This is a genomic window from Streptomyces sp. NPDC056738 (genome assembly GCF_042790435.1).
GTDB lineage: Bacteria > Actinomycetota > Actinomycetes > Streptomycetales > Streptomycetaceae > Streptomyces.
This window is the reverse complement of record NZ_JBHTZF010000002.1, coordinates 313,007-326,459: the sequence shown is the minus strand read 5'-3', so window position 1 is coordinate 326,459 and position 13,453 is coordinate 313,007. Positions and strand designations below refer to the sequence as shown.

At 70.6% G+C, this 13,453-nt stretch carries 13 protein-coding genes; 9 read left to right on the top strand and 4 right to left on the bottom strand.

The genetic code is table 11. The features are described from left to right. Positions 1 to 38: 38 nt before the first annotated feature. A complete protein-coding gene (locus ACFRIC_RS05150) occupies positions 39 to 992 on the bottom strand; it encodes a ribose-phosphate diphosphokinase (RefSeq protein WP_382779585.1) in 954 nt (317 codons plus the stop codon). A gap of 420 nt (positions 993 to 1,412) precedes the next feature. Here ACFRIC_RS05150 and ACFRIC_RS05145 point away from each other — a divergent pair, with 420 nt between their 5' ends. From ACFRIC_RS05145 to ACFRIC_RS05130, 4 genes are all read left to right on the top strand, one after another. Next, entirely contained in the window at positions 1,413 to 2,063 is a 651-nt protein-coding gene (locus ACFRIC_RS05145; RefSeq protein WP_382779582.1) for a DUF4230 domain-containing protein, read from the top strand. A gap of 155 nt (positions 2,064 to 2,218) precedes the next feature. Next, positions 2,219 to 2,584 carry a cupin domain-containing protein gene (locus ACFRIC_RS05140; protein WP_382779579.1) on the top strand — a complete coding sequence of 122 codons (366 nt, stop codon included), beginning with the start codon at positions 2,219 to 2,221 and terminating at the stop codon, positions 2,582 to 2,584. A gap of 118 nt (positions 2,585 to 2,702) precedes the next feature. Next, positions 2,703 to 3,413, top strand: a complete 711-nt coding sequence (locus tag ACFRIC_RS05135) for a VanZ family protein (protein WP_382779576.1) — start codon at positions 2,703 to 2,705, stop codon at positions 3,411 to 3,413. A 148-nt stretch (positions 3,414 to 3,561) separates the two neighbouring features. Continuing rightward, positions 3,562 to 4,809: a ricin-type beta-trefoil lectin domain protein gene (locus ACFRIC_RS05130; RefSeq protein ID WP_382779573.1), complete on the top strand. Its 1,248-nt coding sequence runs from the start codon at positions 3,562 to 3,564 to the stop codon at positions 4,807 to 4,809. A 183-nt stretch (positions 4,810 to 4,992) separates the two neighbouring features. Here ACFRIC_RS05130 and ACFRIC_RS05125 read toward each other — a convergent pair whose 3' ends face one another. Then, positions 4,993 to 5,229: a hypothetical protein gene (locus ACFRIC_RS05125; protein ID WP_361675434.1), complete on the bottom strand. Its 237-nt coding sequence runs from the start codon at positions 5,227 to 5,229 to the stop codon at positions 4,993 to 4,995. Between the two features lie 243 nt (positions 5,230 to 5,472). On the opposite strand from ACFRIC_RS05125, the gene ACFRIC_RS05120 reads away from it, so the two are divergent. Together ACFRIC_RS05120 and ACFRIC_RS05115 are read left to right on the top strand one after the other, a co-directional pair. After that, a complete protein-coding gene (locus ACFRIC_RS05120; protein ID WP_382779570.1) occupies positions 5,473 to 6,492 on the top strand; it encodes a PHP domain-containing protein in 1,020 nt (339 codons plus the stop codon). A gap of 300 nt (positions 6,493 to 6,792) precedes the next feature. Next, positions 6,793 to 7,752, top strand: coding sequence for an SDR family NAD(P)-dependent oxidoreductase (locus tag ACFRIC_RS05115; RefSeq protein WP_382779567.1), 960 nt, complete (start codon positions 6,793 to 6,795; stop codon positions 7,750 to 7,752). 20 nt (positions 7,753 to 7,772) lie between these two features. Here ACFRIC_RS05115 and ACFRIC_RS05110 read toward each other — a convergent pair whose 3' ends face one another. Then, positions 7,773 to 8,615, bottom strand: coding sequence for an alpha/beta fold hydrolase (locus tag ACFRIC_RS05110; RefSeq protein ID WP_382779564.1), 843 nt, complete (start codon positions 8,613 to 8,615; stop codon positions 7,773 to 7,775). A 120-nt stretch (positions 8,616 to 8,735) separates the two neighbouring features. Next, complete coding sequence (locus ACFRIC_RS05105) at positions 8,736 to 10,058, bottom strand: ROK family protein (protein ID WP_382779561.1); 1,323 nt, start codon at positions 10,056 to 10,058, stop codon at positions 8,736 to 8,738. A 167-nt stretch (positions 10,059 to 10,225) separates the two neighbouring features. Between ACFRIC_RS05105 and ACFRIC_RS05100 the strand changes: the two genes are divergently transcribed. Genes ACFRIC_RS05100 through ACFRIC_RS05090 form a run of 3 tightly spaced genes read left to right on the top strand, consistent with a single transcriptional unit; the run spans position 10,226 to position 13,420 of the window. Continuing rightward, the gene (locus tag ACFRIC_RS05100) at positions 10,226 to 11,539 is read left to right on the top strand and encodes an ABC transporter substrate-binding protein (RefSeq protein WP_382779558.1); all 1,314 of its coding nucleotides are present in this window, start codon (positions 10,226 to 10,228) and stop codon (positions 11,537 to 11,539) included. A 14-nt stretch (positions 11,540 to 11,553) separates the two neighbouring features. Beyond that, positions 11,554 to 12,555 (top strand): carbohydrate ABC transporter permease, encoded by a 1,002-nt coding sequence (locus tag ACFRIC_RS05095; RefSeq protein ID WP_382779555.1) that lies wholly within the window; start codon positions 11,554 to 11,556, stop codon positions 12,553 to 12,555. After that, the gene (locus ACFRIC_RS05090; RefSeq protein ID WP_382779552.1) at positions 12,548 to 13,420 is read left to right on the top strand and encodes a carbohydrate ABC transporter permease; all 873 of its coding nucleotides are present in this window, start codon (positions 12,548 to 12,550) and stop codon (positions 13,418 to 13,420) included. The genes ACFRIC_RS05095 and ACFRIC_RS05090 overlap by 8 nt, the downstream gene beginning before the upstream one ends. Positions 13,421 to 13,453: the final 33 nt, after the last annotated feature.

The following is a 13,453-nucleotide window of genomic DNA, read 5'->3' as shown; positions in this document are numbered from 1 at the left end:
GAAGGGCTCCGGGCGGCCCCACTCGGCGTGAAGCCCGTCTACTGGTTCCGGGGCGCGTCGAACAGGGCGCTGACGGACTCGCCGTTGTGGATGCGCCGGACCGCCTCGGCGAGGGCCGGGGCGATGGACAGGACGCTCAGCTTTTCCGTGTACTCCTCGTCCGGGACCGGCACGGTGTTCGTGCAGACGATCTCCAGGACGTCGGGCTGTTCGCTGAGCCGCTTGAGCGCACCCGCCGCGAACAGTCCGTGGGTGCAGGCGACCCGGATCGACTTCGGCCCCAACTCGCGGAGCCGGTCCAGGAGTTCGAGAACGGTGCTGCCCTTGGCTATCTCGTCGTCCAGCACGATGACATCGCGCCCGGCGATCTCGCCGATGACCGAGGAGATGCTCACCCGGTCGTCGGCGAACCGCTGCTTGGCACCGGCCGCCACCTGGGCGCCGATCAGCCGCGCGAACGCCGCGGCCTCCTTGGCGTTGCCGAGATCGGGCGAGACCACCGTCGTGCGCGACAGGTCGTTGGCACGGAAGTGCGCGGCGAGCTCCCGCAGGGCGTGCAGATGGTCGACGGGCACCGAGAAGAAGCCGTGCACCTGCGGGGAGTGCAGTGTCATCGCGAGGACCCGGCTCGCTCCGGCCGCCACCAGCAGGTCCGCCACGAGCCGGCCCCCCAGGGAGATCCGCGGCATGTCCTTCTTGTCCGAACGCGCGTACGAATAATGCGGCATGACCACGGTGATCCGCCCGGCGGAGGCACCGCGCGCCGCGTCGCACATCATCAGCAGTTCGACCAGGTGCTCCTGCACCGGAGTGACGAGGGGCTGCACCAGGAAGACATCACGCTCCCGGCAGTTCGCCTGGAGCTGCACCTCGAGGCAGTCGTTGGCGAACCGGCTGACGCGGGTCGGGCTGAGGGGCACACCGAGGTGGGCGCAGAGCTCGGCCGCGAGCTCTGGATGGGCACTACCGCTGAACACGGCGATGTCACGCACGTCCGCTCCTCGCAATGGTCGAACCGGATCGCGTCGCCGGGCACAAGATCGGCCCGGAGCTCGCACCTCATGCTACTGGGCCGCTTTCGGGCCTTCGACCGGGGGTTTTCCGGTTGCGGATCGGCTCGCGGGATGCCGTACCGGCAACGGCCCCGCCCGGCGGCGACGGCACCCCGGGGCACCCCGCGCGCGGGGCACGGGCCACGCCGCCCCGGGCACCCGACCGCAGTCCGCTCCCCTGGCTCCGGACGCCTGGCGCACGGTCCACTCCTTCGCCCCCGGGCACCTGGCGCACGATCCGCCCGTTCGCCACCCGGGGCGACCGCGCCGCGCGCGTCCGTCACGCGATCCGGGGACCAACCCGGCGGCCTGTCAGGGGGCTTGGGGGGTACACGGACAGGCGAAAGGAGGACCGTCGACATGACGACGTCCATCAAACGCATGCCCGGCTGGGCGAAGGTGGTCTCCGCCTTCGTGCTGGTGCTCGTGGTGCTGTTCGCCGGGCTGCGGCTGGCCGTTCTGCCGGGGCTGCGCGATGTGTTCGGCACGGAGACCCACGACAACTCGGGCCCGGCGCTGCTCAAGTCCATCCAGGACATGAGCCGTTACGACGCCGCGTCGGGCAACTTCCAGGTGGTCGTGGACCTGGAGAAGGACGCGAAGTACCTGCCCGACGCGATCCGCGGCACCCGCACGCTGTACGTGGGAGCCGGCACCGTCGACGCCTATGTCGATCTCGGACGCATCGGTCAGAAGGACGTGACGGTCAACGGCGACCGTACGTCGGCCACGCTCCGGCTGCCGCACGCGGCTCTGGGGAAACCCGCCCTCGACCCCGACCACTCCTACGCCGTCTCGAAACAGCGCGGTCTGCTCGACCGGCTCGGTGACGTCTTCTCGGACAACCCGAACGACGAGCGGGCCGTGCAGCGCCTCGCCGCCCAGCACATCGGCAAGGCCGCGAAGGACAGCCGCCTCACCGCACGGGCCGAGGAGAACACGACCAGCATGCTCGAGGGCCTGCTGCGCTCGCTCGGCTTCACGGACGTGACGGTCGTCTACGGGACCTGAGTCCAGGAGGGGCCCGGAAGCGGGCGGAGGCGTCGGCGCCGGAGGCGGGCACACCACCGCACCCGGCGCCGACGCGCGTCACGGCGGCGTTCCTCCGGATGACAGTGCCCTCGCGGCGGGCGGACGATGGAGGAAGGCAACGGAAGGAAGCCGTCATGCTGGAGATCAAGACGGTGGACAAGCCCGACGAGCGACGCGACTTCCCGCGGGGCCACCTCGAGGCGGTGCACATGAGCGGGCTCGACTTCGCCGTGGGAACCTTTGAGCCGGGCTGGCGCTGGTCCGAGTCGGTCGGTCCCATCGCCGGAACGAAGACGTGCCAGATCCACCACAACGGTTATGTGGTCCAGGGACGCATGCACCTGGTCATGGACGACGGCGGAGAGGGCGAGGTGGGTCCCGGAGACGTCTTCGTCTGCCCGCCCGGACACGACGCCTGGGTCGTGGGCGACGAACAGGTCATCGTGTACGACTTCGCCGGGGGCATGGCCACCGACTACGCGAAGGCGAAGGACGCCTGAAAGCCCGAGACACCTCCCCTTGTCGCAAAGTCCGCCCCGGTCCGGAACGGCGGGCATTCTCGGCGCCGCCCGGGGTAAGCGGGCTGCACCAGAGGACAGCTGAAAAGGGGAGGGTCTCATGGTCCGCACCGCGTTGCGCGCTCGCGCCGCCAAGGCCGTGGCCGGCCGGCGGAAGCCGGCACCGAAATCGGGATCGGACCGGGCGAAGCCCGCGCCGAAGGCCGTGCGAGGCAAGTCGGCGCCGAAGACCGACCGGGGCAAGGGGTCCTCGAAGACGGACCGGAGCGGGCCGGAGAAGCGGCGGTGGTCGCTCCTCGGCCGCCGGACGGCGGAGCGGACCCCGCCTCCGGAGCCGGCGCGGGAGACCGGCGCCCTGGCCCTGCCCTTCCGGCTGCTGGCCATGCTGATCGCGTTCGCGGCCATGGTGGCGTTCGCCGTCGCGCTGGCCCGGCTGACCCTGGAGCCCTCACCGGCGTCCACGGCACTGATCCACAACAACCTTCACCCCGGGGCCTCGCTGCGGGCCTACCTCGACCAGCCCGAACTGCGCGACGCCGTCAAGCAGATCGGCGGGAACCTCCTGCTCGGGGTGCCGTTCGGCGTGCTGATGCCGGTGGTGTTCCCGAAGACCCGCGGCATCCTGCGCGTCGTCGTGCTCACGGCGGTGGTCATGCTCCTGGTCGAGCTCGTCCAGGGAGCCCTCATCACCGGCCGTTCCTTCGACATCGACGACGTCATCCTCAACACGACCGGCGCGCTGGTGGGTTACCTCCTCCTGGGCCGCCGTCTCGGCCGGGCCGTCCACCCCCGCAAGCGCTCGCGCGCCTGACCCCGACCTCAACTGCTGGTCCGTACCAGAGTATTGACACGTCGTTTCCTCACTCCTTAAATCAAGAGGCGAAGCATGGACCCCCCACCATCGACCCCCCACCTCAGTCGGCGCTCCCGTCATGGGCGGCCGTACGGAAATGAGAGTCATGGACTCCCCACGCCTGCTCCGCCGATGTCTCCTGGCCGCGTTGTCCGCCGCGCTCGTCGCCTCCGCCTCCGTGGCCGCCGCTCCGGCCCACGCGGCTCCGGCGGCGGCCGCGGCGGCCGTGACGTTCCAGGACACCTTCGACGGTCCCGCCGGTTCGGCCGTCGACTCCTCCAAGTGGCAGCTCGAGACCGGCGACAACGTCAACAACCATGAGCGGCAGTACTACACGTCGGGCAACAAGAACGCCGCGCTCGACGGCCAGGGCCATCTGGTGATCACGGCCCGCAAGGAGAACCCCGCCAACTACCAGTGCTGGTACGGCACATGCCAGTACACGTCGGCCCGGATGAACACCTCGGGGAAGTTCACGTCGACGTACGGTCATGTCGAGGCCCGGATGAAGATCCCGCGCGGGCAGGGCATGTGGCCGGCGTTCTGGATGCTCGGCAGCGACATCGGCCAGGTGGGCTGGCCGAACTCCGGCGAGATCGACGTCATGGAGAACGTCGGCTTCGAACCCTCCACCGTGCACGGCACGATCCACGGTCCCGGTTACTCGGGCTCCGCCGGCATCGGCGCGGGCTACACCCTCCCGAACGGCCAGGCCTTCGCGGACGCCTTCCACACCTTCGCGGTCGACTGGGCGCCCAACTCGATCACCTGGTCGGTCGACGGCACGGTCTACCAGCGCCGCACGCCCGCCGATCTGGGCGGCAACACCTGGGTGTTCAACAAGCCGTTCTTCCTGATCCTGAACCTCGCGGTCGGCGGATACTGGCCGGGCGACCCCGACGGTTCCACCTCCTTCCCGCAGCAACTCGTCGTCGACGAGGTGAAGGTGACCACGAGCGACGGTTCGGGCGGCACCGGCGGCGCGATCAAGGGCCTCGCGGGCAAGTGCGTGGACGTGGCCGCCGCCAACTCCGCCAACGGAACACCCGTACAGCTCTACGACTGCAACGGGACCGGCGCCCAGCAGTGGACGGTGTCCGCCGACGGCACGATCCGCGCGCTCGGCAAATGCCTGGACGTCACGGGCAACGGCACGGCGGACGGCTCGACGGTCCAGCTCTGGGACTGCACCGGCGGCGCGAACCAGAAATGGACGGTCACCGCGGCTCACGACATCGTGAATCCGCAGGCGAACAAATGCCTGGACGTCACGGGCAACAACTCGGCCAACGGCACCCGGCTGCAGATCTGGACGTGCACCGGTGGCGCCAACCAGAAGTGGACGGTGGGCTGACGGGCGGCTCGGGCGAGCGGCCAAGGGTCCGGCGGGGCACTCCCGCCGGGCCCTTTCGCGTGGCCGGGGGTCCGGCGGGGCACCGCGTGCCGGACCTCTCGCACGGCCGAGGCCCGGTGGAGGACATCCAGGGGCCCGTCCGCCCGGGGCCCTCGCGTGGGGCCGTTCGCCCGGTCGCGCGCGTCAGCGTGGATGCCAGGTGAGCTTGTCGCCGCCCACCCAGCGGACCACGTCGGGGTCGTCCAGATCGTCGACCGTGATGCCGTACGCGGCCGCGTACTCCAGGACGTCCGTGATCGCCTTCGCCTCGCCCACCATCTCGCCGTCGATCTCCATGATCCGGAACGGCGGCGTGCCCGGCTGCACCCCGAGCACCATGATCCGTGGGTGGGAGATGTGAGGGCTCGCGCTTTCGGTCATGACTAGAGCGTAAGGGGATTTCGGCTCTTCCCGCTGGTCAGCGGCGGAGCGCCGAGGGCCCGGCGCCCGTGCGGCCGGGCACCGGCGAAACAGGGGGCGTCCTGGCGTTCCCCCGGTCGGGTGAGACCGCGCCAGCGAGCCCGGCGCTCCCCGCCCCCGGGCGTCCGCCGTGCGGTCCGGCGACGGCTGGGCAACGCTGGGGGAAGCGTGCGGCGGCCGACGCGACCGCAGGGAGGAGTGCCGATGGACCCCGTCGAGGCCCTGGACCGGATCGCGTTCCTGCTGGAGCGGAGCCTGGCGCCCACGTATCGCGTACGGGCCTTTCGCACCGCGCAGACCCTGCTCGCCGGGCTGCCCGCCGACGAGGTCCGCGAGCGCGCCGCGAACGGGACGCTGGAGTCGCTCAAGGGCATCGGCCCGAAGACCGCGCAGGTGGTGCGGGAGGCGCTGGCCGGCGAGGTGCCCGGCTACCTGGAGAAGGTGGAACGGGAGGCCTCGGGACCCCTCGTCGAGGGCGGTGCGGGCCTGCGGGAGCTGCTGCGCGGCGACTGCCATCTGCACTCCGACTGGTCGGACGGCGGCAGCCCGATCGAGGAGATGGGGCGCACGGCGGCACGGCTCGGTCACGCATGGGCGGTCCTCACCGACCACTCGCCCCGGCTGACCGTGGCGAACGGCCTGTCGCCGGAGCGGCTGCGCGAGCAACTGGCGCTCGTCGCCGCCCTCAACGAGCGCTGGGCGCCGTTCCGGCTGCTCACCGGCATCGAGTGCGACATCCTGGACGACGGATCGCTCGACCAGGAGCCGGAGCTGCTGGAGCAACTGGACGTGGTGGTCGTGTCCGTGCACTCCAAGCTGCGGATGGACGCGGGGCCGATGACCCGCCGCATGGTCGCCGCCGTGCGCAATCCGCACGCGGACATCCTCGGCCACTGCACGGGCCGGCTGATCACGGGCCGCGGTCGCCCCGAGTCCGCGTTCGACGCCGACACCGTCTTCGCGGCCTGCGCGGAGACCGGCACGGCCGTCGAGATCAACAGCCGCCCGGAGCGCCTCGACCCGCCGCGCCGGCTGCTGCGCCGGGCGGTCGACGCGGGTGTCCTGTTCTCCCTGGACACCGACGCGCACGCCCCCGGACAACTGGACTGGCAGATCTACGGGTGCGCACGGGCCGAGGAGTGCGGGGTGCCGCCGGAGCGTGTGGTCACCACATGGACCCTGGAGGACGTGCTCACCTGGGCCCGGACCAGGGAGATCCCGTGACGCACGTCACCGTCGAGGGCGCCGATCCGGGGAACACCCGCAGGTAGTTACCCGTTGAACAAACCGTGGGTGTGGATGGGACAGTGTCCCCGGGCCTCACCCAAGCCCGCAGGGACGATCGTCCGGCTGAAGCCCTGTGGAGCGTTTCGCCGCGAGGCGACCGCCATCGGCGCCCACACAGACGACCCCGACCGTGATTCCCCCATCCGGTCGGGGTCTTTCTCGTCCCGGGGCCGGCCGTGCGCCACCGCGGCCGTGTCCGCTTGACTTCGAGTCCGCTCCAATTCGTAGCGTGCGGGCATGAGCACTGCACAGCACAAGATCGGTTCGGGATTCGGCGCCCGGAGCACCGCGGACGACGTCCTGGAGGGCATCGACCTCTCCGGGAAGCTCGCGATCGTCACGGGCGGCTACTCGGGGCTCGGCCTGGAGACGACCCGGGCCCTGGCCAAGGCGGGCGCCCGGGTCGTGGTCCCCGCGCGGCGCCCCGCGACCGCGCGCGAGGCGCTGGCCGGCATCGACGGCACCGAGACCGACGAACTCGATCTCGCCGACCTGGACAGCGTGCGCGCCTTCGCCGAGCGGTTCCTCGCCTCGGGCCGCGTCGTCGACATCGTCATCGACAGCGCCGGCGTCATGGCCTGTCCGGAGACGCGGGTCGGACCGGGCTGGGAGGCGCAGTTCGCGACCAACCACCTCGGCCACTTCGCGCTGGTCAACCGGCTCTGGCCGGCGATCGCCCCGGGCGGCGCACGGGTCGTGTCCGTGTCCTCCGCCGGCCACCACAACTCCGGCATCCGCTGGGACGACGTGCACTGGCGGACCGGTTACGACAAGTGGGAGGCCTACGGGCAGGCGAAGACGGCGAACGTGCTCTTCGCCGTGGAACTCGACCGGCGCGGACGGGACTTCGGTGTACGGGCCTTCTCGCTGCACCCCGGCGGCATCCTCACCCCGCTCCAGCGCCATCTGCCCAGGGCGGAGATGGTCGAGCGCGGCTGGATCGACGAGAACGGCACCCCGCTGAACCCGGAGGGCTTCAAGTCGCCCGAGCAGGGTGCGGCCACCCAGGTGTGGGCCGCGACCTCGCCCCAGCTCGCCGGCATGGGCGGGGTGTACTGCGAGGACTGCGACATCGCCGAACCGGCTCCGGCGGACGGCACCCGGACCGGCGTGAGCGCCTACGCCATCGATCCCGAACAGGCCGCCCGGCTGTGGGAGTTGTCGGCCGAGCTGACCGGCGTGAACGCCTTCGGCTGAGCCGCGCCGGCGCCCGAGCGTCACACGCGGCCGTCGTCCGCCATGAACTCCCTCAGATCCGCGGTGAGTTGTTCGCGGTGGGTGGCGAACAGGCCGTGGCCGGCGTTCTCGTAGACCTTGAGCGTGCCGTCGGGCAGCAGGTCCGCGGCCCGGCGGCCGGTCAGGTCCAGGGGCGCCGAGGCGTCGTGGGTGCCGTGGACGACCAGGGCGGGCAGGTCGATCGCGGCCAGTTCGGGGGCGACGTCCAGGGTGACGACGAGGTCGCCGAGGGCGGCTCCGGCCCGCGCGGTCGCGCCGTGGCAGCGGTCGACCATGGAGCGTACGTACGCCCCGGAGAGGTCGTTGCCGGGCAGGCCGCGGGCGAAGAACGCGTCGGCGCCGTCCGCGAAGAACGCGGCCCGGTCCTGGCGGAACTCCCGGTTGCCCGCCTCGACGAGCGCCGGGTCGACGCCGCCCGGATGGTTCACGGTCCGCGCGGGGCCCGGTGCCAGACCGGCGACGAGCGCGATCCTCGCCACCCGCCCGGCCCCGTGCCGGGTCAGGCAGCGGACCACCTCGGCGGTCCCCACGGAGTGTCCGATCAGGGTGACCTCCCGCAGATCGAGGTGCCGGAGCAGCCCGTCGACGTCGTCGGCGAGGCTGTCGAGGTCGGATCCTCCCCAGACGTCGTCGGACCGGCCGTGCCCGCGCCGGTCGAACCCGACACAGCGGTGACCGGCTTCGGCGAGCGGCAGCATCTGGTGCTCCCACATCTCCGTGCCGAAGTAGGCGCTGTTGACGAAGACGGCCACCCGGCCGTCGGCGGGGCCGTAGTCGACGAAGTGCAGCCGGGCGCCGTCGACGGGGCTCGCGTAGTACGGCATGGGTCCTCCCGGGATCCGGTGGTGCGCGTTCGGGTCGCTGTGCCCTTCATCGTTCCGGGAGGCGGCCAAGGGGTCGATTACCCCGGGGGTCATGCGGACGCGGGGTACCGGGTGCCGGGCTCAGTGCGGCGCGCGTTCCTCCAGGGCCGTGCGCCAGGCGGGTGACGGCCCCGTCGGCGCGGGCTCCGCGCGCCGGCCGCCGCGGGCGAAGAAGTCGGCCAGCGGGAGGATCGCGGCGCCGACCGTGACGGCGTCGGGGCCGAGCCGGCCGAGGTCCACGGTGACGTGCTGGGCGGGGTAGCGCAGGGCGTACGAGGAGGCGTACCGGCGGACGGCGGGCAGGAAGCGGGAGCCGAGCTGGAGGCCGGCCCAGCCGCCGATGAGGATGCGTTCGGGCTGGAAGAGGTTGATCAGGTCGGAGAGGCCCGCGCCCAGGTACTCCGCGGTCTCCTCCAGGACGGCGAGCGCGACGCGGTCGGGCTCGGCGCCCTCGGGCGGGTAGGCGGCGGCAAGCATCGCGGTGAGCGCGGTCTCCTCGTCCGTGCCCTCCGGGGGCCGCCCGCCCTCCTCGCGCCAGCGGTCGAGCAGCGCCTCGGCTCCCGCGTACGCCTCCAGGCAGCCGAGGGCGCCGCAGCGGCAGCGGCGGCCCCTGACGCGGACGGTCAGGTGCCCCCATTCGACGGACCGGCCGTTCTCGACGTCCTCGGTGACGAGGCAGGCGCCGACACCGGAGCCGAAGAGCACGACCACCGCGTTGCGGGCGCCGCGGCCGGCGCCGAACCACATCTCGGCCTGGCCGAGGGTGCGGGCGCCGTTGTCCGCGAAGTACGGGACGGTGTCGGGGAGTTCGCAGGCGGAGCGGAGCAGGGACTCCAGCGGGACGGCGTCCCAGCCGATGGTCTGGCCGTGCACGACCGCGCCCTGCTCGGGCGTGCGGGCGACGATGCCGGGCACTCCTATGCCGACGCCCAGGAGCTGTTCGGGGGCGATGTCCGCCTCGGCGAGGACCTCGGCGATGCCGTCGCGGATGTGGCCCACGATGACGTCGACGTCGTACTCCTGACGCCGCAGCGGCCGGTCGGTCTCGTATCCCGGGTGTTCCAACGGTCGCTCGGTGCGGGCGAGTTCGGTGAGGGTCAGATCGAACAGCTCGACCCGGACCCGGGTCTCGCCGACGTCGACGCCGATCATGTGGCCGCTGCCGGGCACGACACGCAGCAGGGTGCGGGGGCGTCCGCCGTCGGAGTCGACGCTTCCGGCCTCCTCGACGAGGCCGTCGGCGACGAGTTCGGCGACCACGTTGCTGATGGATCCGGAACTCAGCCCGGTCGCGGGACCGAGTTCGTAGCGGCTCATCGGGCCGTCGAAATACAACCGTTGTAGTACGGCGGTCCGGTTGCCCCGCCGCAGGTCACGCACTGTCCGACCGTTCCGCCCCGCCATGTGAAGTCCCTTCCGGCATGCCCGACCTGCAAGATACCCCTGCGCGATCCCTTGACGCGACTTTCTTCCGGGTCTTAACTCACGTCCTAAATTAAGCCATGAGGGTCGTTCGGGAAGTGAACGCGGACGCCGTCATGACTCCCTCCGGGAAAGGGACATAAGCAGCCATGCGCAGAATCCGAGCCGCGGCCGCAGGTGCGGTCACCATCTCTCTGCTGACCGCCGCGACCGCCTGTGGCGGCGGCTCGTCGAGCGGCGGGTCCAACGCCTCGCCGAAGACACTCACGTACTGGGCGTCCAACCAGGGCGCCAGCATCGAGATCGACAAGAAGACGCTCGCCCCCGAGCTGGCCAAGTTCGAGAAGCAGACCGGCATCAAGGTGAAGCTGGAGGTCGTGCCCTGGTCCGACCTGCTGAACCGGATCCTCACCGCCACCACCTCGGGCCAGGGCCCGGACGTGCTCAACATAGGCAACACCTGGAGCGCCTCGCTCCAGGCCACCGGCGCGCTGCTGCCCTGGGACGCGAAGAACTTCGACAAGATCGGCGGCAAGGACCGCTTCGTCGACTCCGCGCTCGGCTCGACGGGCGCCGAGGGCAAGGACCCCGCCGCGGTGCCGCTGTACTCGATGGCGTACGCGCTCTACTACAACAAGAAGATGTTCGCCGACGCCGGGATCGCCAACCCGCCGGCCACCTGGGACGAGCTGGTCGCGGACGGCAAGAAGCTCTCGAAGAACGGCAAGTGGGGCCTCGGCGCCGAGGGCTCCAACGCCTCGGAGAACATCCACCACGCCTTCGTCTTCGCCAAGCAGCACGGCGCCGACTTCTTCACCGCCGACGGCAAGGCGGACTTCACCAACGACGGTGCCGTCGCCGCGGTGAAGCAGTACGTGGACCTGATGGCGAAGGACAAGATCATCGCCCCGGGCAACGCGGAGTACGCGCAGAACCAGTCGGTGAGCGACTTCGCCAAGGGCAAGAACGCCATGCTGCTGTGGCAGTCCGCGGCCGCCAACCTCAAGTCGCAGGGCATGGCCGAGGACTCGTACGGCATCGCCCCGGTCCCCGTGCAGTCCGGCACCCCGGGCACGGGCACCAACGTCAACTCGATGGTCGCGGGCATCAACCTCGCCGTGTTCAAGAACACCAAGAACCTCGACGGCGCCACGAAGTTCGTGAAGTTCCTGACCAGCGACGCCGAGCAGAAGATCCTCAACGGCGCCTACAGCTCCATCCCGCCGGTCAAGACCGCCCAGACGGACACCGCGTTCAACTCCCCCTCGAACGCGGTTCTGAAGGACACCCTGGCCAAGAGCGCCGCCGCCCTTCCGCAGGTCGCCGACGAGTCCCAGTTCGAGACCGCGGTCGGCACCGCCGTCAAGAGCCTGTTCGCGGACGCCGCCGCCGGTCGCGCGGTGACCACCGCGTCGGTGAAGGCGGCGCTCGAGAAGGCCCAGCAGCAGATGCCGAAGAAGTGAGTGCGGACACCGTCATGACCACCACGACCGCCGCTTCCGCCGAACCCGGCGAGCGGACGGTGCGCAAGAGCTCCCCCGGTGCGGCGCGCGGCCCGCGCCGCACCGGGCGGATCAAGCGCATCGGACTCCCCTACCTGCTGCTTCTGCCCGCGCTGGTCCTCGAACTCCTGGTGCACCTGGTGCCGATGGTGATCGGCATCGTGATGAGCTTCAAGGAGCTCACGCAGTTCTACATCCGCGACTGGGGCACGGCGCCCTGGGCCGGCTTCGACAACTACTCGGTGTCGGTGCACTTCGACGAGCCGGTCGGCAAGGCGCTGCTGCACTCCTTCTTCGTCACCATCGCCTTCACGCTGCTCTCGGTCGGTCTGTGCTGGCTCATCGGCACGGCCGCCGCGATCTACATGCAGGACAACTTCGTGGGGCGGGGTGTGCTGCGGGCCCTGTTCCTGGTGCCGTACGCGCTGCCCGTCTACGCGGCCGTGATCACCTGGGTGTTCATGTTCCAGCACGACAACGGCCTGGTGAACCACGTCCTGCACGACCAGCTCCACCTCACCGACAAGCCGTCCTTCTGGCTGATCGGCGACAACAGTTTCTACGCGCTGCTCACCGTGTCCGTCTGGAAGGGCTGGCCGTTCGCCTTCCTGATCGTCATGGCGGGGCTGCAGAACATCCCGGGCGAGCTGTACGAGGCCGCCGCCCTGGACGGCGCCGGTCTGTGGCAGCAACTGCGCCGCATCACCCTGCCGTCGCTGCGTCCGGTCAACCAGGTGCTGGTGCTGGTGCTGTTCCTGTGGACGTTCAACGACTTCAACACGCCGTTCGTCCTGTTCGGCAAGACCGCCCCGGACGCGGCGGACCTCATCTCGGTCCACATCTACCAGGCCTCCTTCGTCACCTGGAACTTCGGCACCGGCTCGGCGATGTCCGTGCTGCTGCTGCTCTTCCTGCTCGTGGTGACCGGCGCCTACCTGCTGCTGACCTCCCGGGGAAGGAAGACGGCCGATGTCTAGCACCTCCACCACGCCCCGCTCCCCGATGGCCCCGCCGCGGTCCTTCCTGTGGTCCCGGCGGATCTTCCTCACCCTGCTCAGCGGTTTCGTCCTGGTGCCCGTGTACGTCATGGTCTCCAGCTCGCTCAAGCCGCTCGCGGACGTCTCGGGGAAGTTCCGCTGGCTGCCGAGCGGGCTGACCATCCGGCCGTACATCGACATCTGGTCGACGGTGCCGCTGGCGAAGTACTTCGTGAACTCGCTGATCGTGGCCGGGGCGGCCACGGGCTGCTCGGTCGTGATCGCCGTGTTCTCCGCCTACGCCGTCAGCCGTTACAGCTTCCGCGGCAAGCGCGTGTTCACGGTCACCGTGCTGTCCACCCAGATGTTCCCCGGCATCCTGTTCCTGCTCCCGCTGTTCCTGCTCTACGTGAACATCGGCAACGCCACCGGGATCGCGCTGTTCGGCTCGCGCGGCGGTCTGATCCTCACGTATCTGACCTTCTCGCTGCCGTTCTCGATCTGGATGCTGATCGGGTACTTCGACTCGGTGCCGCGCGATCTCGACGAGGCGGCGCTGGTGGACGGCTGCGGGCCGCTCGGGGCGCTCTTCCGTGTCGTCGTCCCGGCGGCCATCCCCGGCATCGTCGCGGTCGCCGTCTACGCCTTCATGACCGCCTGGGGCGAGGTGCTGTTCGCGTCGGTGATGACCAACGACGCCACGCGGACCCTCGCCGTCGGCCTCCAGGGCTACTCCACGCTCAACGACGTGTACTGGAACCAGATCATGGCCGCCTCGCTGGTCGTCAGCGTCCCCGTGGTGGCCGGCTTCCTGCTGCTCCAGCGCTATCTGGTCGCCGGGCTCACGGCGGGAGCCGTCAAGTGACCGGCCCCGCCGAGGACATCGACACCATTGACG